This window comes from Candidatus Binataceae bacterium (assembly GCA_035294265.1).
GTDB lineage: Bacteria > Desulfobacterota > Binatia > Binatales > Binataceae > DATGLK01.
In genome coordinates, this window is record DATGLK010000102.1 from 15,068 (window position 1) to 36,381 (window position 21,314).

The window sequence follows — 21,314 nt, forward strand, 5'->3', positions numbered from 1 at the left end:
GTTAGATGATGCGTTATGTGTATCGCGCTCGGCTGGTAGTTTTGCTCATCTTGGCCGCGTTGGCGGGATGCGCCAATGTCACTCAGCAGGATGCGGAGGCGCGCCCTTTTTTCCAAAAGCCTTATTACGCGCAAACCCACGGACGGAAGACCTGGTGGGATCGCCTGGTAGAGCTGGACCCAGGCAAGCTCAAAGTAACGGTCTCGCCGAACTACCTGAACCAACCACCCGAGCGGATCGCGGTTTTGCCGTTCGTGGACGACGGCAGCGCGCAGTACGTAGTGGATAAGGTGCCCGTCACTCTTCGCAACCGAGAAGAGCGTGACCGCTGGGCCTGGACCGATGCGCAGCGGCTGCGCCATTTCATGGAGGGTTACCTGGCCCAGCGCGAATTCATCGTGCTCAATACGCTGGCGGTCGATGCCGTGCTGGCCGAGCATGGGATCGACAACGGCGCCAAGCTGATGCAGTTAAAGCCCCAGCAACTGGGCCGCTGGCTTGATGCCGACGCGGTGGTCTATGGCACCGTCACCCATTACGAGTCGTATTACCTCTTTCTGATCTCGGCCGAAGAAGTCAGTATCTCCGGCCGCATCGTCTCAACCGGCAACGGCCAGACCCTGATCAGCTTCGAAGGCGGCCGCTATCACGTCAATCCGATGCCCGCCATCGATCCGATCGACATGGCGCTGAATTCCGCCCAAACCTTGATTGACATGCGCGACGTCAACATCGCGCGCGCCGAAGATGAGGCGTGTCGCGAAGTCGTGCTGCGCATCCCGCGCTCCCAAATTCTGCGCCGGCGCATCGCCGAGCAGGCTATCGAACATGAATTGGACGAGGCCCGCGCCACTCCGCTCCCCGCGCAGGCCTACGAAACTCAGAGCAGCAATCTCGCCAAGGTCCATTAGGCCATATTCAGGCTATCCGCGTGTCGCAAAATCTGCGCTACAGGTTTAGGTATTATCGCCGCTCAAGCGTCGCTGCTAGCCTTGGCCGGGGCAGCGCTCTTGTCCGCGGCCACAGCTTCGGTCTTGGAACCGCTTTCGCTGTTGGATGAATCTTTGACGGCTTCTTTGCTGCCGCTCTTGCTATCGGTGCCACTGGAGGAACGGCCATAGTCGGTGGCATACCAGCCGGTCCCCTTGAGCATGAAGGAGGTATTGGAGATGAGCCGATGGACCCTGCCCTTGCAGGTCGGGCAGCGTTTGAGTGGATCTTCAGTGATTCGTTGCGTGACCTCGAACACTCCGCATCGCTCGCACTGGTACTCGTAAATTGGCATTAGAAGAGACCTTACCTCTAATCTAACCGACCCACAGCCGGCAATCCACTACTGCACCCTTTGAACCCATCGGCACGCCGCAGTTCAGCCCGCCGGTACCAGAAAACTAATCAGCGTCGGCCGCTTGTCAACCCGCTGAACTGCTCTCTTCCCAGCCATCTTTCCACTTGGGATGGCGTCCCAGCGCCCCCACCGCCATCGTAGCGCCAGCGCCGTCCTAGCCCTCCGCCTCGACCTTGGGAGCGCCTTGGCGTCCTTGCCCTTCCGGATGCTATCTTACCAACGCAACGGCTAGGGGCCGACTGCGGCTAGGGATTGGAGCGCAGCTGGTGGCTTTGCGGTTTACCTGGGCGCAAGGAACGTCAGAGGTTCGGCTTGGTGGAGAGGAGGCTGGAGATTCTTTCTTTAAGGGAACGGCTGGGCCGGGGTGGTGGAAGCGGTAGACACAGAGGACTTAAAATCCTCTGAGGGAAACCTCGTGCGGGTTCGAGTCCCGCCCCCGGCATTCCCAATCGCGTGTCATGCTTGGCCTTTTAGCCCCCGACCCCGATGATGTCAAGTGCGACGCGCGGTGAAATTGAGGCTGACTTTGGCTGTTCGCTGTAATGCAGACCTCCCGAGCTGACAATTGTTCAGAGACAGCCTCGGCGATTGAAGGCGATAGACCCCTGGATACTGTTCCCTCTTGGCATTGGGGTGAACCGCCTACTCACAAAGTCGGGAGACATTCCAGAATCATGGCAGAAGCGCCTCGACCTCCTGCTCGGAACTGACAGTTGGTACGAGGAGTTTTATCGGGTCGAGAGAGAGCCCACGCTATTCGGCGAGGCGGACCATCTCGTCAAGGCAACGACAGAGACAATAGGTCGGTACTTCAATCAGCGTCTCTGCTCCATTTTCGCTGGAGTTGCGGATCATCCGAAGGTCCTACGAAATTCGGCAACTGCCCACTTTACCTATTGTGTTTTGCGGTTGGTAACCAAAACGGCGCTCCAATTGCGCTACGTGTAGCAAACCACCTACTCAAGGAGGCATTACGCTAATGGCTCAGGGCACCGGAATAGAGTGGACTGAGTCCACATGGAATCCCGTGACCGGCTGCACCAAGCTGAGCCCGGGTTGCAAATATTGTTACGCGGAGCGCATGGCGGAGCGGCTCCAGGCCATGGGGCAAGAAAACTATCGCAATGGGTTCAGTCTGACGCTACAGCCGCAAATGCTGGACGCACCGCTGCGATGGAGAAAGCCGCAAACCATCTTCGTCAATTCGATGAGCGACCTCTTTCACAGGGACGTGCCGGTAGATTACATCCTTCGCGTCTTCGAAGTGATGCATCGGGCGCATTGGCATCGCCTTCGTGTCCGCGATTGCCTCGATGGTCTTCCATTCGACCTGCATGCCATAGGGATCGAGAAAGAGCACCGCCCGGTGGGAACTCCAGTCCTTCTTGCACAATTTCTGGATTTCGATGTTGGCGTCTCCTCCGCGGATCTGAATGCGACTCGCGAGGTCTTGAAATTCCAATTTGAGCGCCTCAAGCTTTGCCGATCTAGACGCGCTACGCTCAATAAACACGTAGCTATCAAATTGAGGCTCTGTCTTCAGGGCCAGACGCGCGGACCCGTCAAGGAATTCCTGGGGCTCTTGCTCGGCCAGATCGGGCAGCAGCAATGCCTGCGAAGGGTTCTCGTCGTCCCCTCGCCGAGCATCACGATATCCTGTGCCCGCGAAAGCGTCGATGTAACCTTTTTTGAACGGTTGTTGCTTCGATGGTTTGTCCTTCAGTGCCGCTGTGTAGCTGCTAAGATATTTGGCGATCAACTCGAGTTTCGCAGCCGTCCAACTCCCGCCGAACTGATGGCCTTTCCTGGGTGTGTCAGGGTGTCTTCGCGGGTTCACGCCGATTCGCTCCCTGAGACGACCCCACCAGCGAGTCCATGGCCGGCCCTGCGCGCTCTAGAAGCACTCACCCGGTATGAACGCATCAAACCAACGACCACGCCCTGAATAACGGGGTCCTCACTACGGACTTCGATTGGCGGATACACGGGGTTTTCGGCGACGAGGCTAACGCGGTTCCTACGCAGACGAAGACGTTTGAGAGTTGTCTCACCCTCGAAGGTCGCGACCACGATATCGCCATCGTTCCCAGTAGATGTTTTGCGAACAATGACGTGATCTCCTTCCAAGATTCCGGCATCTCGCATGCTGTCGCCGGATACACGCAGCGCGAACAACGCATCTCTGCCGGCCCACGCAGCAGGAACGGCCACGTGCCCTTCTGCGTCTTCCTCTGAGATGACAGGGATGCCCGCTACCACACGGCCCAACAATGGCACAAATGCAATCGGTGGCCGGTCGTCGCGGAGCCGAATGTTGCGATGCGTGCCGGTGGTCTTGATGAAACCTTTTCGAACAAGAGCTCGCAGGTGATCGCGTGCAGTTCCGGTCGATCGCCAACCGAACTCCGCGCATAGTTCGCGATAGGTGGGCGGCGGCTTGCCCACGTCCGCCCGCTTGCGCAAGGCATCCAACACACTTGCCTGAATTCGCGTCAGGCCGTCCACGTCATGGTTCACTACCACTCAATTGAGTGGTGGTCAAACGGCGCTGACGTCCTGCATAAAAACTTCCGTCATCGCCTGACCCAATGGCTGACCGGCTTTAACAGAAATTCTTCGAGTGGAATACCGTCGGCACCAACGAGAAGCTGTCGCGCGGGCTTGAAGGACTCCGCGAACGAAGCCAGTCCCGAAAAAGTGTCCCGGCCGCGGCCGCTCTTGACCTCGATCGCCGTCAAGGTTCGCCCGGCACGCGCGACGAAGTCCACCTCACGATTGCGCTCGCGCCAGTAGAAGAGTTCGCATTCGTCGACGGCCGCCGCGTTCGCAAGATGAGCGCCGATTGCCGACTCCACCAGTCGTCCCCAGAACTGGCGCTCCTCTTTCGCCTCCGCAAAAGACAACCCGGATTGCGCTGTCATCAGAGCAGTGTTCAGGACTTGCAGCTTCGGACTCGATCCTTTCTGGCGAGCTGGACCTCGCGCAAATTTGGAGAGTCCGGTGACCAGGCCGGCTCCGCCCAGCAGTTCGAGATAGTGGGCGAGCGTCGTGGTGTTGCCGGCATCGTGGAGCTGGCCGAGCATCTTCGTGTACGACAGCACCTGTCCGGAATAGCGGCAGCCCAGTTCGAACATGCGTCGCAGCAGCGCCGGTTTGTCCACGCGCGTGAGCAGCAGCACATCGCGGGCGATCGTGGTTTCGACCAGGGAATCGAGGATATACCGCCGCCAGCGATCTGGCTCCCTCGCCAACGGCGCAGCGCCCGGATAGCCGCCAAAGTAAAGAAATTGGTCGAGCGTGAAGTCGAACGCCTCCCGCATCTCCGCCAGAGACCAATGCGGCAGGCGAAGAATCTCGAAACGGCCCGCCAGACTCTCCGTGAGACCTTGCTGGACGAGCAGCGGCGCGGAGCCGAGGAGGACCACCTTGAGCGGCCGCTTCGCGCGGGTGTCCTCGTCCCACAAGCGTTTCACCGATTCGGACCATCCGACAGCTTTCTGCACCTCATCGAGAACGAGGATCCCGCCGCCCCGGTCGCTCGACAGGCGTGCGGCCTCCCACTGCTGAGCGATCCAGTCAGCGCCGCGGAGGGTTGGCTCATCGGCACTCGCGAAACGCACGGGAACGGTGAGGCCTTCGGTTACCTGCTGAACCAGTGTCGTCTTGCCGACCTGCCTGGCGCCCGCCACCACCTGGATGTACCGGCGTGGCTCCCTGAGCCGGCGGGTGAGCTCGGCACCCTGAGGCCGCCGAAATGTCTCCAACGTGTTGCTCATCACGCTGAGTATTTTTACTCAATGTAATGAGTGACACAACTGGGTTCGACCTGATTTTCCGCGGCCGAGGTCTCGCGCGCCTGCTCGCCGAGACCCTGATTTCAGAGGCGCAGAAGATCGACTATGCGCGCATGGTGCTCGATGGTCTCCCGTCCTTGAACGACGCGCTCAGCCGGCATCGCCGGCGGGAACCGCGGCCATTGTCGCGAATCGAGCGCGGTCAGAAGTCGATTTGCCACTACGATCGAACGATCGACTAGAGCGGCGTGTTTAAAATTTCGTCCGCTTGAGGGTCGCAGAGAGCAGACGGATTAGAACGTTAGCGAAAATTGGGTGCGCAACAGCTAGACTATAGCAGATCGCTCCTGACAGTCGCGTGGTAAACTGCCAGCTTCTCCGCGCTCTCGCGGAGCATCGTTTCGTCGACTATGGCGTAGCGGCGATAGATCGACTCCGTCTTATGACCGGTCATCCGCATAGCAGCGGATCGAGCGACTCCAGCGCGCTCAAGGTTGCGGGCCGCAGTCCGTCGCAGATCGTGCGCGACGCGGTCCGGATACCCGGCGAGGCGACAAGCCTTGTCCCAACCGGTGTAGAAATCCTTGATCGGCTTTCCCTCCCAGTGGAACACCCACGGGAATGACATGGCCGGTCGCGAGTTCAGGCCGTCGGGTTCGTGCGTCCTCGCCCTTCTGGATGCTATCTTACCAACGCAACGGTTAGGGGCCGACTGCGGCTAGGGATTGGAGCGCAGGTGGTGGCTTTGCGGTTTACCTTGGCGCAAGGATCGTCAGAGGCTCGGCTTGGTGCAGAGGAGGCTGGAGATTCTTTCTTTAAAGAAACAGCTGGGCCGGGGTGGTGGAAGCGGTAGACACAGAGGACTTAAAATCCTCTGAGGGAAACCTCGTGCGGGTTCGAGTCCCGCCCCCGGCATCCCCGTTGGGCCTTACCGTTGGTCTTTGTTTCGAAAACTCGATGCTACGGTCTAGGCCACAAGTTGAGGCTAGATTACGGCTAGATCTTCTAGCTGGCATTAACCAAGTGGTCGGCAACCGCCAACCCAACGACGCGGATTTCGCCTTTTCGATTTGGCGGCAGCGATGACTGGCGCGAACGATTTAAGCGCGAATTCGTCGACCTTGGCGGCAATCGCGATTGAGGCCGCGATGCCTTATGGCGCCGTACGAATATGGCGTTCGATTCACACCCCACCGCGTCTTGCGACCAACGCGCCGCATCTAGCGGATCCACTGTGTCTTTTCGTGCTGGCGCCTTTGGGAACAGCGAGCGGCCCAAAAAGAAGCAAGCAGGTCACCAGCTTGCAATCGGCTATTGGCACGCGATTGGCTTTCTGAGCACCTGAAAGTGAAAGTTGGAAGTGGCCATTGAGCGACCCGCGGAGATCGACTGGTGGGAGGGGTAAGGGCGAGGCCGCACTCCCAAACCCGCTAATCGCCGCGATGCTGATGCCGGGTTTTTATCCCCATCCGTGCGAAAGTGTCGAATTACGTCATAGCTTGAGGTCCTGGCTGCTATTCGCAGGAGATCGTGTATACAAGATCAAGAAGCCGGTCCGTTTCTTCTTTATCGACGCTACTACTCCGGCGCGGCGTCTTGCGCTTTGCCGCGATGAGATTGAGCTGAACCGGCGGCTGGCCCCCGAAATTTACCTGGGCGTGCAGGGCGTCGTCGCGACCCAAAACACATATGCCCTAACCACCGAGCTTGCGGCATCCGAGGTGACCGATTTCGCGATCGTGATGCGCCGTTTGCCCGCCGAACGGATGCTGGACCGACTGCTTAGCAAAGACGCAGTCAACCTGACCGACGTAAAGCTGTTAGCCAGCCACTTGGCCGCTTTTCACGCCTGTGCCACGACCGCTAAGGCGCAGCGGTGGGGTTCGGCACAAGCGCTTTACGGTTTGGTAGGTAGTCTGGAAGAAGCGCAAAAGCTGGTTGCCGACAGCCTGATGCGCGCGCGCCTTAAACAGTTGCAGGCCCACCTGCGCCGCTACATCATTTCCCATCGCCAATCCCTGGACAACCGGGTTCGAGACGGCCGGGTGCGCGAGGGTCACGGTGATTTGCGGTGCAAATCAGTCTGTCTTACCGGAGATAAGATCGTCATCATCAATTGCGCCGACTGTAGTGAAAGCAGGCGCTATTTGGATGTGGCCGGCGATTTAGCCTCTCTTATTATCGATTTGGAGTTGCCGAAGCGCTCGGACCTGGCGCAGGGATTGTTGGAGGCTTACGTTTTGAACACCGGCGACCACCAGGTTCCAGAGCTCATGAAATTTTACAAGTGCTTCCAGGCCACCTGGCGCGGCATCTTGCAAATGTTAACCAGCCTGCGGCCCGAACTGCCCAATATTCAACGGATTGCGGCGCGGGGCGAAGCCAGGCAATGGTTGGACCTCGCCTTGGAATATGCCGCCTGAATATGGAGCGTGGCCTCCAGGCGCCCTTCATCGCCTGAGCTCTTTTGACGGTCGCGCCTTTTAATCCTGGCATTTGATCCTTGATCTATCAGATGTTAGTTGTTCATTCTGAGTCCAACGTCGTGCCCAAAAGCAGCGGCCATAACAGCGAATACGCCAAGGAACTGAAAGCGCCCCAAGCTGCTCCGCCTCGCCATTTTCATCTGTTGTGGGACGACGACCTGGAGGAAATGCGCGACATCTTTTTGGCACTTCGGGATCGCCGCGCGGAAGTGGTCGCGCGCTGGTACCAACTCTACACGTTGCATTTCGGCGACCAACGCACTTTATCCGAGGCCGATTTCTTTCAGATCTTCGAGCCGGCGCTGTTTCGCAATAAGAACGACCTGCTGGAAAAAAATATGGACCGCTATGCCCAGGACGTGCGCAGCCTGGGCGAGACCCTCGCTGAAAGAGGCGTTCCCTTGCAGGAAATCATTGCCTCGCTGCAACTTTTCGAACAGGCGGCGAGCGAGGTCTTTCCCCCCGGCGCCTCGCGGCAAATAGACGTCTATACCAAATTCGATCAGCTCAGCCATATTCGCATAATTTTGCTGGTGGACGCATATTTTCGGATCTGGAGTGCACGGCATGACGCCCGCTTGCTCGGGTTGGAGCGCGAGGCCGCGTTGCTGCCGCGCGAGCAGCGCACCAGCTTCCACGGGATTATCTCGGTGGCGGCACCGATGCGGGCGCTGTTCGAGCGTATCGAAGCCGCCGGCAAGACCAGCGGCACGGTGCTGGTGGTAGGCGAGAGCGGTACCGGCAAGGAGTTGGTCGCGCGGGCGCTGCACGAAGTCGGGCCTCGGCGCGCCGCACCTTTTGTTGCCTTCAACTGCGCCGCCCTCCCCAAGGACCTGATCGAAAGCGAGCTGTTCGGTTATCGTAAGGGCGCGTTCAGCGGGGCCAATAGCGAATACTTGGGCCTGTTCCGCGCCGCCGAAGGCGGGACCTTGTTTTTGGACGAAATCACCGAGATGAGCCCGGAGACTCAGACCAAGCTGCTACGCGCGATTCAGGAGCGTGCTGTACGACCGCTAGGAGCGACCCGCGAACTCCCTATCGACGTGCGGCTGGTAGCCTCGACCAATCGCGATCCCGAAGAGGCAGTGCGCGCTCAAATCCTGCGCCAGGATCTCTACTATCGGCTCCAGGCCACGATGCTGCGCTTGCCGCCGTTGCGCGAGCGGATCGAGGACGTGCCTGTCTTGGTCGAGCATTTTATCGCCCTGTTCAACCGCCAGTTGGGTCGCGGGGAACCGGTCGAGGGGATAGGCCAGCGAGCGCTTGCCGCGTTGCAGCGTTATTCCTGGCCGGGTAACGTGCGCGAGTTGTCCAACGCGATCGAAAGCGCGATGACTTTTGGCAAGAACAGATTGATCGAGTTGGAAGATCTGCCGCCGGCCCTCAGCGGCAATCGCAGTCCCGCCGCATCCGCCACCCCGGCGTTGTCCAATGGAGCGCCGGATACCACGTCTCCTGGGATGGGAACTTTCGCCGAGGCCGAGCGTAACTTAATCAGCCGCGCGCTGAAGGCGTGCGATTGGAACAAAGTCCACGCCGCTCAGATGCTCCGCATCTCGCGCAAAAAACTTTATGCCAAGATCAGCAAATACGGCCTGCAGCCAGCCCCATAACGCCGTAAAGGCGGTGGCATGTCTGCGGCGCTGGAGACCATCGCAACAATAAATTGGCCCGAGTACTGTATCCAAAAGATACAGCACAACCGGACTAGTGGCCACTTCATCGGCGGCATGCAATGGCTGACAAGCCACAGAGGTAATGGCACGAAACTCGCTTGCTTCGCGAGTGGGGAGGAACTGCGATGCTCAATACGCATTCGATATTGGTTCCGGTCGATTTCGACGATCATGCCGGCGCGGCCCTGGAGTTCGCCAAACGCGTGGCAATCGATTCCGACGGCGAGCTTCGCGTCCTGCATGCAATGCCCCTGTTCCTTGTCCCGGGAGAGCCGCAGAGTGTAGTGAGCGGCCAAATGGGTGAAGCGCAGAAAGCGCTGGAGAAACTGGCGGGGGAGCATCTCAAGGGCGTCAACTATCAGATCGAAGTACGGGTGGGGGAGACCGTCAAGGAGATTCTCGCCGCAGCGCGCACTCATCATAGCGATCTGATTGTGCTCCCCACCCATGGCCGACATGGCTTGTCCCACGCGATCCTGGGCAGCGTCGCCGAGCGCGTCGTACGCGACGCTCCTTGCCCAGTGCTCAGCTTCAAACCTGCCCAAGCCGGCCCCGTAGAGGCTCGGGTGACGGACGTGATGCTGAAGGCTCCGGAAACCGTCGCCAGCACGCTCACCTTGGAGCAGGCACGCCAGGTGATGGAAGATACCGGTCAGAGGTCACTGCCAGTAATGGAGGATGAGGTTCTGATCGGGATTATCACCGACCGCGATTTGCGCTCGCACCCAAACAAACGCGACATCCTGGTCAAGCATGCCATGACCAAGGCGCCGGTTTGTGCCACTCCCGCCATGACCGTTCGTGAAGCAGCTCAGCTCCTGGTGAGACTCAAGGTCGGCGCTTTGCCGGTAGTTGAAAACGGCCGGCTCTTGGGCATGCTGTCGACCGACGAGGTGATCGGCAAGCTGGTGGATCGACATAACTAAGGACTTGTCGAGGCTCCTGATAGGAGTACCCAGCTATGTCGTCACGGTTTGAATGTTTCGCACCGCTTGCACCAACCGGTAGAGGACGGCGTGGTGGACGCTGACTGCGCGGTAAGGACAAAGCCCTGCAATTACCCAGCGGATACGTATTCTCTCCGCTGACCACGCTGTGTAGAAATGGACTCCGAGTACCCGGCCGAGCGTTCGGTGGCGGTATTGTGGCGAGGGGCAGGGTAGAGCACGCCGGGGGCAGACAGCTATTGCTGCAGTCGTGGTGCTAGCAAGCTGCGCTCTCCCCTGCCGATTGCCGCATCGTCCAGGACAATTACCCTCAGACCCCGCCGGCTCAACTATTTGACCGCTGTGTGCGGATCTGCGGCAAGCCACCCGCACACGGCGCTTGCCAAATCGATAGGAGACGGCGGAGTGCTCGGTCTGCCGAAAGGATCAGCAGGCTAGGACGCACGGTGCGCAAAGAAAGCCACTTTCCGATCGGCAAAAGGGGCATGCGGCGAGATTCGTGCCAAAACCCGCCGCCGATTGGTTTCGACCTCCTCAGGCAGCCATGTTAACCTGACGCGCTATGGCAAATAGATGAAGAAGACAACAGTTAACAAGGTCGACAAAAAACAGGCGCAATCAACCAGCTTCGCGCCGGTTCAATCGCGGCTGGGGCGGCCCGCTTATCTGGGCTTTTTGTGGAACCACGACTTAGATGAGCTGCGTGCCGTGCTGGAGGGGATCTCCCGTTACCATGCCCCCATTTTGGATCACTGGCACGACCAGTATCGCACCCATCTGGGTGAAGGGCGCGCGCTCTCCGAGGCGGAATTTCGCGAGATCTTCAGCAAAGAGCTGCGAGAAACCGTCGATCTTCTGCTCCGTCACGACCTGGACGGCTTTATCGAACATATCCGGCGCGAAGCCGAGAATTTGGCCCAGCGCCAAGTCCCCTACTACGAAGTCATTATTTCGATGCACCTGTTCGAGGAGAGCGTCGCCAAGTCGCTGCCTGGATTTCCGCCCCTGCCCGCTACCTACCTGGCGTTCGACAAGCTCAGCCACATTCGCAGCATCGTGCTGGCCGATACCTATTTCCGTGTACGCGCCTCGCTGCTCAGCACGCGGATTTATGAACTCGAAAACGAAGCTGGAATGCTTCCGCTGGAGCGACGCGAGCATTTTCACGGCTTGGTAGGAGCAAGCCCCGCGATGCGCCGGCTCTACGAGCGGATTTGTCGAGCGGCGGTCCAGCGCCAAGGGACCGTCCTGCTGGTCGGCGAGACCGGGGTGGGTAAAGAACTGGTGGCGCGCGCACTCCATGAAGCTGGGCCAGGCGCCCACGGTCCTTTTATTCCGTTCAACTGCGCGGCCATACCGCGCGAGTTGGTGGAGAGCGAGTTGTTCGGCCACAAGCGGGGTGCCTTCAGTGGCGCAGGCGAGGAGTATCTGGGGCTTTTTCGCGCCGCCGAAGGCGGCACGCTTTTCCTTGACGAAATTACCGAAATGGCGCTTGACACTCAGTCCAAACTGCTGCGCGCACTTCAAGAGCGCGCCGTCCGCCCGGTGGGCCATACCCGCGAGCTGCCGATCAACCTGCGCCTGGTTGCGTCGACCAACCGCCAGCCCCTTGAAGCGGTTACCGCCGGCCGCCTGCGTGAGGACCTCTACTATCGCCTGCAAGCGATGGTGCTCGAGGTGCCCCCGCTGCGCGAGCGAATGGATGACTTGCCGCTGCTCATCGCGCACTTCCAGGAACTCTACAACCAGCGCCTGGACCGTACGCCGCCACTTGCCGGAATTGCCCCCGATGCGCTTGCCCGGATGCGCGCTTACCATTGGCCGGGGAACGTACGCGAGCTGGCCAATGCGATCGAATCCGCGGCCACCTTCGCGCAGGGTCCGCGGATCGAATTGGCCGACCTTCCGGATGCCGTTCGCGCGGCTTCCTCCTCCAGCAAGGCGGTGACCGCAAAAGCCCAAGTGGGAGATCTAGCCGAGGCTGAACGACAGGCTATCGGCCGGGCCTTAGCCGCGACCAAGGGCAACAAGGTTCAGGCCGCAATGATGCTGGGAATATCGCGCAAGAAGCTTTACAGCAAATTGAAACAATATGGCTGGTTCTGAAGCCTCACGTCGCGCCCTGGCTCGAATAGATCCCTACGCTGACGCCGAAAGAGTCAAGGCTGCGACTTATTGTGTCGGTAGGACACGTTGTTTCCCCTGCTCGACGACGCTAAGGGGCTGATGAGCGCTGGTAGCACCTCAAGGGGCGGTTGACCGCCCCTCTGCGATCGTTCGAGACTGAGCTGCCGACAGCAGTAGGCAAACTCGCCGGTCTAGCCGCGCCCAACCGTGAATCGATCGCCAAGGCGGAAGCCATCGATTTGCTGCGGCGGGTGGTGCTGGACATAGATAGCACCCAAATCCCGCTATACGGCGAGCAAGAGCGGAAGGACCGGGGGGTTTACTGGCGCGCGCCGTGCGAGCGGATTCCCGGACCTGCGCAGGCGGCTTCGGTGTCGACGGGAGCCACCCCCGAAACGAAATTAACCCCGCTCGCTGGACCGCCCTGCCCCGCCCTTGTGCGACAATTACCTAATCTGAAAAAAAAGAAGCAAATTTTTTCTTAATCTTGCTACAATCACCATTTTTATGTAACTGCTTAGTTGGTTGGCGATTCGGTCTTGGGCCATCCCGGTGAAGGAGACTGCTAACTTGGTTATTTATCGACCCGTCTGGATCGTGCGCGGCGCGTTGCTGACGCTGCTCCTATTTTCCCTCTCGTGCAGCGGCGGCTCCTCTTCCTCCTCTCCACCGGTCAGCGTCTCGGGTCTTTGTCAGCAGGCCTTCGCGCCTCCCAGCAATCTTCATGGGGTTGTGGCCCACGCCGTTGCTACTTCAACCCCCGCCCCGGTGCCGCTGTCGAGCTGCACCATGGATACCAACCGTGACGTGGTTATCGGCTCCGGGGGCTGCGGCCCCAATGTGTACGTCGACAAATCCTTCGTAGACTCCAATGGCACCGGCCTGGGATCCATCACCATCAACAGCGATGGAATTCTGGCTTTTCTCCACGATCCAGGCTTCGAGCCCTATCAACTCGACACGTCCGGGATCGTGGTTAATGGGACGTTGCGGGCCGGCGATTCGACCTGCCCGGTTGGCAGCAACAATCCGGGAACCAGCGTTGCGGTTATCAACTTCACCGACGCCCAAGCGGTCAACGGCGTAACCAAGGGTATCACCGTCAACTCGGGCGGCACCCTGCAGCTTTATGGCTCAACCGGCGTCGCGCCGGTTCCCTCCGGCACCCCCACGCCGGGCGTGAATCCTCAGGCCCCGAGCTGGACCTATCTGAGTGCCCCAGCGGGACCGCCGAGCTTATATGGCGCCAATCTGGGCGTTGCCAGTCCGGTCACCGCGCCCAACAACGCCACCACCATCACCGTGGCGGATTACGTCAATTGGCAGCCCAGCCAATGGATCGTTGTGGCGGGCACCGATTTCTCCCCGGACAGCTCCGAGTTCGTGATGATCGACTCGGTCCAATGCGCCGGCGCAAGCACCGGCCCCTGCACCATTATTCTCGATAGCAAAACCCCGCTGGTGAACTACCATTTTGGCGGTCCCGCGCCCGACACGGGAGCGAATGCCTTCAACGACGGCCCCAGCCAGAACTACGGCGTGGACGAGCGCGCCGAGGTCGGCTTGATCAGCCGCAACGTCAAGCTCACGTCGACCATCACCGGCACAGATACTCATTGGGGCGGCGAAATCAAAATCATGCCGGGGTACAACCTGGTCCAGATTCAAGGCGTGGAGATCGAAAAATTCGGCAAGGACCAGGCCGGCAGCTATCCTATCCATTTTCACATGGTGGGAGACGTCAGTCCCGGCACGTTGATCAACAGCAACAGCATCCACCACGGCTTTAACCATTGCATCACGCTGCATGCCACCAACAATCTGACCATCAGTAATAATATCTGCGCTCGCATCGTCGACCACCTCTTCTACTTCGAAACCGGGACCGAAACCGGCGACACTTTGGTGGACAACCTCGGCGTGGGGGTGATGAGCAACGAGTTCAGCATCCCGGCGGGCAACACCAACGCGCTAGCCGCCTTTTGGAGCGGAGACTACCTGGCGGCGCAAAACGGCTACGGCTACAACGGCTTCAATATTCCCTTCACCGACAATCAGGCGCCCTCCGCCGCGACCGTGATCGGCGATCCGCTGGGCGAAACTTCATCGGGTTTCTGGATCACCAACCCGGCAGCCAATAAGTTTGTCGGCAACGACGTCAGTGGATGCCAGGACCAGGGCCGCGCCTTTTGGATTCTGCCTCCCGCGAGTCAACCCGACGTGGCGAAACTGCCGCTACCTGCGGGTAATTTTTCATCCAATCGGGCGCACGGCTGTTATACGGGATTCGACACCGCGTCGGATTTGAATGTGACGGGCGCCGTCAATTACACCCCTCAAGGGTCGTGCGTCGGCGGTCCCTTGGCCGGCAGCGGGACCAATTGCGACGTGGTAACCGAATTCGATCACCTGACCGCCACGCGCAATCGCAACCGCGGGATCTGGGTGCGGCCCGGCTGGTATGTGCTCGATGGGGCCCGGTTGGCCACCAATCGCGACGGCGCATCGCTGGTCTCCAGCGGCGGCACCGAAGGTTCGCCGCCGGGCGAATGGGGCCTGCTCACGAACTCGATCGCGGTCGGGATCAGCACCAACAATCCCTGGCGCTTCGGCCCCTGCCCTTATCCCGGGCAGGACGGCTTTGGCGGCAGCCAGGGATGCTGGGGGAGTTCCAACGGCGGTCTGATCGGTAACGGCTACCCCACGCCGCAATGGAACATGTTCGGCTACATGTTCTACGACGGGCCAGCGCGGCTTGAAAACGTCAAATTCGTCAACTTCGTCCAAAGCGTCGAGCCGATGCTGACCGCCAGCGATGCGGGGTTTCTTCAATATTTCTCGAATACCAACAAGATGCTGTGCGCGCCCAGCGTGCCATTCCAGTACGAAGGCGACGCCGCGATGGGTTGGTTTCAGTCCAACGAAAACAGCTATCCGCCGACCCAGTTCACCAAAGATTTGACGTTTTACAACGTCGCCCTGCGTCACGAGGTCTATACCCAGGACGTAGAGAATACTTGCTCCCCCGTCCCAGCCACCGGCGCCAATTTCCGCGACGGCGACAAGTTCACCGTGATCCAAGACCACGACACCACGCTGACCGGTCTGCAGGTGGTGCCCAACGGCGGCGGTTCGCCGATCGCCGGCGCCTACCCGATTTCGCTGAACAATCTGCCATTCCTGGCCGGACCCGGCACGGTTGACGAATGCCTCTCGGATGGTGCGCAAGACAACGTGCTCGAGCAGCGTCCAACCTCGCTGATGAGCCCCTATAGTTATGCGACTCTGGAGTTCTCCGCCCTCAATGGCTGTTCGGGCGGCTCCTGCGCCAACAGCGGCGTGATGGTCTTCACCAAGGACGAGATCGACTATCCCAGCAACGGGGGTGCCGCGCAGTTCCAGTTCACCGATCAGGCGATCACCAACAACAATCAGATCGCGACGGTCAACTGCGGCGGTAGCCTGGCCAGCGGGACTGGAGTCGAAGGCCACGCTTGCGTGGCGCTCACCGGCCGCAACGGGCAGGGCGTATACGAGCCCAAGTTGGTCAATGGGCTTGGTTACACGGTTCAATCCAGTGTTGGCATGCCCAATTTTGTATCGTTGATGTACACCGACGCCGATCTGCCCGGGGGGATCAGCCCCCAAAACCCGTTCCAGGCGCGCATTGGTATTTGCTACCAGAAGAACGTTCCCGCCAACGCCTTTATCGTATACAAGGGCAGCAAGCTGTTCGTTGGTCCGTTTGGCAACTTTGACAGTCTGGCCGGATTGATTCTGCCTCAGACAACCTCCTGCCAGGGTTTGGACAACGTGCTCTGCGGCACTAACGCCAACCCATTGTCGTGCCTGGACGGCAAGTGTCCATCGGCGCCTTTCTATCCCGCCCCGACCGCGGTTCCCACTCCCGCGCCTGGCACTGCGCCTAATCCTCCCGGCGCTCCGATGCGTCTTACCCAAGTCGCGTCGTTAGCTCAGCTTTCGGATCCAACGATGTGCCCCAACGGAACGTGCTTCTATTATGACTCGATCTCGGGCCTGTTGTTCCTCGATCTGGTTCAGGAACAGCCCAATGCGGGAGGCGCATACAGTTCGCCGCTGGGCAGTTGCAGCGGGACCCAGAACACCAGCGACCCGGCCTGTACCGGGGAAAATTTCTACTCCGCTCCGGGCAGTGGGGCCGAACTCTACACCATCGAGGTGGACCCGAGTCACTACACTCCCAGTGGGCCGTCCGATTGCATTCCCTATGGACCTTCGGCCTTTACTGATTATACCCAGCCCTATCCATCCAACTTGAACCAGCTCGCATACTCGGACGGTCAGGTCGTGCTGCCCCAGCTTGAAGCCACCAACCCGGCGTTTCCGCATCAGGTTGCCTCCAACGAGCCGACGAAGTTTTGTCCCACTAACCCGCCGGCCACGCCCGACTGGCCGCCCGCGCCCCCCTCCGCCATTCCGACCAACTTCACCATCGCGCTGCCCGCCGGCGTCTCGGTGACTCTGACCCCCAACGTCACCCCAATTCCAGTTCAGGGTAATCCGCTTTACCCGCTGAGCCCGGGAGCATACATGGTGACAGCGTCCGCTTCTCCGTGCACCTCGGGCATTTGCCAATGCAATCAGAACGTCACCGTCACCTCGACCGGCTGGAGCACCAGCGGAAATACCTGCTGCGGCCTAGGCGGCAGCGGAACCACGATCGGGGTCGCGGCCCAACCCTGGAAATGCACCGGCCCCTAGCAACAACCCTCGTGTTCAGAAAGCGCGCCCAAGAAGGGAGAAAGAGTTGATGTCGAAAAAGTGAGCACGGGGGTGTGCCAGCGAGTTTTGTTGGGCAGCATGGCGTTGACAATAACGAGCGACTCGCGCATACAGGCGGTGAGCCCCCGAACAGCTTCAACGCTTTATGATAAGCCGTTTCGGCGAGACTGGGCCGCCAACCTGCCGTTTTGTTAGATTAGCCGATAATTCCACAGCGAGGGGGACGCGATGCGAATCGATCTGCATAGCCATTACTATCCGGCGCAATACCTGGGGCAGCTGGAGCGATGCGGTTTGCGCGGGGTCGGCGTCCTGCGCGGTTTGCACGCCGGCGACGCGCCGGAGGAACTGGAAGCGCGCCTGCGCGACATGGACCGGGCGCGGGTGAAGATGCAGGTGCTGTCGGCAGGCGCGCACGGACCGTATTTCGCCCGCCCCGAGGATGCGATCGTCGCTGCCCGCACCGCCAACGACACTTACGCCGAAGTGGTGCGGCGCCATCCCGGTCGCTTCGCGCTGTTCGCCTCCACGCCCCTGCCGCATTTGGACGCCGCGATGCGCGAGCTGGAGCGGGCGATAGACGAGCTGCACGCGGTGGGCGTCAACGTCACCACCTCGGTGCTGGGCAAGCCGATTGCCGATCCGGCGTTCGATCCATTCTTCGAGGAGCTTAACCGCCGCCGCGCTGCGTTGTTTATTCATCCGGCGGGCGTGGGCGCCTGCTCGCCGCATGTGGAGGAGTACGGCCTGACCTGGGCGATCGGGGCGCCGATCGAAGACACCGTGGTGGCGTTGCAACTGATCGCGCGCAAATTTCCCCAGCGCTACCCCGAAATTAGGATAGTGATTTCGCACCTGGGCGGCGCCTTGCCCATGTTGATCGCGCGGCTAGACCATCTGATGCCGCTGTTCGGAACGCCGCTGGACGAGAAGCCCAGCGCGACGGCGCGGCGGATGTGGTACGACACTGTGGCGCACAACTCGTCTCCCGCGCTGCGCTGCGCCGGCGACACGCTGGGATGGGACCGGTTAGTGCTGGGCAGTGACTATCCTTATCAGAGCGCGCAATGGTATCAGGGCTGCGTGGAGTACATCGAAAGTTGTGGACGACCCGCGGCCGACGTCAGAGCCATCCTGGAGGACAATCCCGCCGCGGTTCTTCTCAAACCCGCCAACTGAACAGTGGGAAGCGCACCATGATCGACGAGAAGGACGTTTTGGTTTCAATGCGCGATGGCGCCCGCCTGGGAGCGCGGATCTACCGGCCCGACAGCGGCCGGAGCCCGGCCTTGCTGGCGATAGGTCCTTACCGCTACGACAACAACCAACTACCGCCCTCGCCGCAATTCCTATGGCGTGAGACCGGGCCGATCGAATGGTATGTCTCGCAGGGTTATGCCTTCGTGCACGTCGATGTGCGCGGGACCGGGATTTCCGACGGCGAGTTCGGGCTGCTCGATCGCATTGAGCAGCAGGACATGTTCGACGTCGTCGAATGGATCGCGCGCCAGCCCTGGTGCAGCGGCAAGGTAGGCGGAATCGGCGAATCCTACTACTGCATGGCGCAATGGTTCATGGGAGCGGTCAACCCTCCCCATCTGGCCTGCATCGCGCCCTATGATGGGATGACCGATCCCTATCGCTACCTGGCTTACCAGGGCGGCATCGAGGGGTACTTCCCCAGCTTCTGGTACACCATCAGTGTACGCCTGCCCAATCTCCATCCCGCTAACCGCGACCACCCGCGCGAAGTGACCCGTGATCTGATGCTCGACATCCAGCGCCATCCGTTTTACGACGAGTTCTGGCGCGAGCGGGCCGCCGTCGAGCAGCTCGACAAGATTCAGGTCCCGGCTTTTATCATTGGCGTGTGGGCAAAGAACGACTTTCATCTGCCGGGGATGCTGATCGGCTACGAGCGGGTCCGCGGGCCGCGTAAGTTGCTGATTACCGCCACTGCATCGCCGTTGACCGCGCTGTTGGACTTCGCCAGCGTCGAATTTCATCAAAAGTACCTGCTGCCCTTTTACGACCGCTACCTGAAGGACCAGCAAAACGGCTTCGAGAACCGCCCCAACGTCGAGTACGCCGTCCATAATACCGGGGTAATACGCTGTTTCGAGACCTGGCCGCCGCCGGGTGTAAAGCGCCGCCGCCTGTTCCTGGCCAAGGGGCCCAGCGGCAGCGTAAGCTCGCTCAACGACGGCCTGCTGGCGCCAGCCCCATCGCCTGGCGGCGGCAGCACCACCTATTCTTATCCGCAGCCGACCTGGCTGGGCGTAGTGGTGGGACCGCAGCCGCCCGATCCGGTGCGCCAGGTGCTGACCTTCACGACCCCGACGCTAGACAAGGACCTGGAACTCGCCGGCGGCGCGAAGCTGGTACTCTATGCCTCTTCGACCCGCGACGACATGGATTTTTTGGTCAAAGTCTGCGAGCAGTTCGCGCAGGAGCCCGCCGCCGGTATGCAGCCGCGCTTTCGAGTGGTGGGGCGCGGCTGGCTGCGCGCCTCCCACCAGGAGCGCGACCCGCGCTTTGATCGCGAGGACGCCCCCTATTACACCCATGCGCGCGCAGTGCCGCTGGAACCGGGAAAGATTTACCAGATAGAAATCGCGATCGTACCCTGTGCTTATCGCTTCAGCAAAGGCAATCGCATCCGGCTGGAAATCGCTTGCACCGACTCACCGGTATTCGATCCGCTGAGCATGCATATGTATCGGCCCGACAAGATCGGCGCGGATACGATTTTCCACGATGCTAAGTATCCCTCCTACCTGGAACTGCCAGTCCTCGACGCGGAGTGAGTTGTCTTCGGCTCACCCCACGCCGACGGCGGCGCCAGTGTGCGCTCGCGCGGCGACCGGCACCTCGGGATGGCGCGGCTTGCATCCCAAGGCACAGATGGCAGCGAAAATCAGCAGGGTGGCCAAGATCTCGAAGCCATAGCGGTAAGTCTGGGTATGCACGTACAGCCAGCCCATCGAGACCGGACCCAGCGCGCCGCCCAGCGCCGAAAACATATAGAGCAGGCCAATCAGCGAGCCCAGCCGCTTTAGTCCGTAACATTCGGTGATAACCAGTGGGATTAGCGACAGCGGCGCAATGATCGTCAATCCCCAGACCACGGTCCAGCCAACCAGGACAATTTCATAACCGACAAACAGCAGCATGCTCACGCCGATGGCGTTACCGAAAAGATCGAGCGCCAACGCCGTTCGGCCGCTGATCCGGTCGGCCAACCAACCCATGATCACCTTGCCCACGCCGGCCAAGCCGGTAGCGATTCCAAACGCGCGCACCGCTACCGTACGGCCATAACCGGCGCCGGTGATATAGGGAATAGTATGAGCAGTAGTCGCGGCGAGGGTGAGGTTGAAGGTGAATTGACAGACCGCAATCAGCCAGAAGGCACGCCCACGCATCGCTTCGCCCAATTCCGCTCCGGGCAGAATGCTGGCGGCCGAGCCGGCGACCGCGCTTTGCAGCGGACGAGTGCGCACTTTCCAGATCACCAGCGGCAGGATCAACACGATGATCGGTAACGGAACGACCGCATAACTGGCACGCCAACCCCAGCTGTAAATCACCCGGTTGACCACGATGTAAAGAACCATCCCGCCTACCGACATACCCGCCAGGGCCAAGCCCAACGCGAGGCCTCGACGTCGCGGCTCGAACCAATTGGAAACGACCACCGCGCAGGGACTGAGAGTCGCCGCCGCATCGCCCAGGCCGATGAGAAAGTAGCTCACGGCCAACGCAGCGTAGGAATGGGCCAGCGCGGCAAGAATGAATCCAGCGCTGAGCACGACCACGCCGGCGCTCATCACGATTTGTGCATCGAGGAAGTCAATGAGCCAGCCCACCAGCGGCATTCCGATCGCGCCCATCGAGAAGCCCGCGAATGTTTGCAGTGTGGATGAACGCAGGCGGTTCCAGCCGAAGGCGCGCTCGATGGGGATCATATAAACGGGCAGAATGATGAAAGCGCCGTGAACGAAAAACATCTCGACGAACATAATGGCGACCAGCCACCATGCGCGCTTCTCTCTAGCGTCCATCCTCACCCCCTATGCACGGACCGCGGCGTTTCACGTCGCTCGTGGGCGAATCGAGCTAACCGCCCAGGCGGGCGCGGCTTCAAGCCGCGCCCTTGAAAGTTTTCCCTC

General features: G+C 60.3%; 15 protein-coding genes and 2 tRNA genes. 12 read left to right on the forward strand and 5 right to left on the reverse strand.

What is annotated here, in order from left to right:
* Positions 1-5: 5 nt before the first annotated feature.
* Entirely contained in the window at positions 6-911 is a 906-nt protein-coding gene (locus VKV28_15730; GenBank protein ID HLH78255.1) for a GNA1162 family protein, read from the forward strand.
* A 62-nt stretch (positions 912-973) separates the two neighbouring features.
* On the opposite strand, the gene VKV28_15735 is transcribed toward VKV28_15730, so the two are convergent.
* Entirely contained in the window at positions 974-1,285 is a 312-nt protein-coding gene (locus VKV28_15735) for a zinc ribbon domain-containing protein (GenBank protein ID HLH78256.1), read from the reverse strand.
* Between the two features lie 421 nt (positions 1,286-1,706).
* Here VKV28_15735 and VKV28_15740 point away from each other — a divergent pair.
* Positions 1,707-1,790, forward strand: a tRNA-Leu gene (locus tag VKV28_15740).
* 699 nt (positions 1,791-2,489) lie between these two features.
* On the opposite strand, the gene tcmP is transcribed toward VKV28_15740, so the two are convergent.
* From tcmP to VKV28_15755, 3 genes are read right to left on the reverse strand one after another with little or no spacing between them, the layout of a single operon-like run.
* Positions 2,490-3,185, reverse strand: coding sequence for a three-Cys-motif partner protein TcmP (gene tcmP, locus VKV28_15745; GenBank protein HLH78257.1), 696 nt, complete (start codon positions 3,183-3,185; stop codon positions 2,490-2,492).
* Positions 3,182-3,865 (reverse strand): transcriptional repressor LexA, encoded by a 684-nt coding sequence (lexA, locus tag VKV28_15750; protein HLH78258.1) that lies wholly within the window; start codon positions 3,863-3,865, stop codon positions 3,182-3,184. The genes tcmP and lexA overlap by 4 nt, the downstream gene beginning before the upstream one ends.
* Before the next feature lie 56 nt (positions 3,866-3,921).
* A complete protein-coding gene (locus VKV28_15755) occupies positions 3,922-5,124 on the reverse strand; it encodes an ATP-binding protein (GenBank protein ID HLH78259.1) in 1,203 nt (400 codons plus the stop codon).
* Positions 5,125-5,150: 26 nt separating this feature from the next.
* Between VKV28_15755 and VKV28_15760 the strand changes: the two genes are divergently transcribed.
* The 10 genes from VKV28_15760 (at position 5,151) to VKV28_15805 (ending at position 19,949) form a co-directional block, all read left to right on the forward strand.
* Positions 5,151-5,384, forward strand: coding sequence for a hypothetical protein (locus VKV28_15760; protein ID HLH78260.1), 234 nt, complete (start codon positions 5,151-5,153; stop codon positions 5,382-5,384).
* Positions 5,385-5,973: 589 nt separating this feature from the next.
* Positions 5,974-6,057, forward strand: a tRNA-Leu gene (locus VKV28_15765).
* Between the two features lie 527 nt (positions 6,058-6,584).
* Positions 6,585-7,565 (forward strand): phosphotransferase, encoded by a 981-nt coding sequence (locus VKV28_15770; GenBank protein ID HLH78261.1) that lies wholly within the window; start codon positions 6,585-6,587, stop codon positions 7,563-7,565.
* 92 nt (positions 7,566-7,657) lie between these two features.
* A complete protein-coding gene (locus VKV28_15775) occupies positions 7,658-9,241 on the forward strand; it encodes a sigma-54 dependent transcriptional regulator (GenBank protein HLH78262.1) in 1,584 nt (527 codons plus the stop codon).
* A gap of 188 nt (positions 9,242-9,429) precedes the next feature.
* Positions 9,430-10,230, forward strand: a complete 801-nt coding sequence (locus VKV28_15780) for a universal stress protein (protein HLH78263.1) — start codon at positions 9,430-9,432, stop codon at positions 10,228-10,230.
* Between the two features lie 594 nt (positions 10,231-10,824).
* Positions 10,825-12,357 carry a sigma 54-interacting transcriptional regulator gene (locus VKV28_15785; protein HLH78264.1) on the forward strand — a complete coding sequence of 511 codons (1,533 nt, stop codon included), beginning with the start codon at positions 10,825-10,827 and terminating at the stop codon, positions 12,355-12,357.
* A 149-nt stretch (positions 12,358-12,506) separates the two neighbouring features.
* Positions 12,507-12,863, forward strand: coding sequence for a hypothetical protein (locus tag VKV28_15790; protein HLH78265.1), 357 nt, complete (start codon positions 12,507-12,509; stop codon positions 12,861-12,863).
* 85 nt (positions 12,864-12,948) lie between these two features.
* A complete protein-coding gene (locus tag VKV28_15795) occupies positions 12,949-17,121 on the forward strand; it encodes a G8 domain-containing protein (GenBank protein ID HLH78266.1) in 4,173 nt (1,390 codons plus the stop codon).
* Positions 17,122-17,370: 249 nt separating this feature from the next.
* Complete coding sequence (locus VKV28_15800) at positions 17,371-18,321, forward strand: amidohydrolase family protein (protein ID HLH78267.1); 951 nt, start codon at positions 17,371-17,373, stop codon at positions 18,319-18,321.
* 17 nt (positions 18,322-18,338) lie between these two features.
* Positions 18,339-19,949, forward strand: coding sequence for a CocE/NonD family hydrolase (locus VKV28_15805; protein HLH78268.1), 1,611 nt, complete (start codon positions 18,339-18,341; stop codon positions 19,947-19,949).
* A 12-nt stretch (positions 19,950-19,961) separates the two neighbouring features.
* Here the strand turns inward: VKV28_15805 and VKV28_15810 are convergent, their stop codons facing one another.
* The gene (locus VKV28_15810; protein HLH78269.1) at positions 19,962-21,206 is read right to left on the reverse strand and encodes an MFS transporter; all 1,245 of its coding nucleotides are present in this window, start codon (positions 21,204-21,206) and stop codon (positions 19,962-19,964) included.
* Positions 21,207-21,314: the final 108 nt, after the last annotated feature.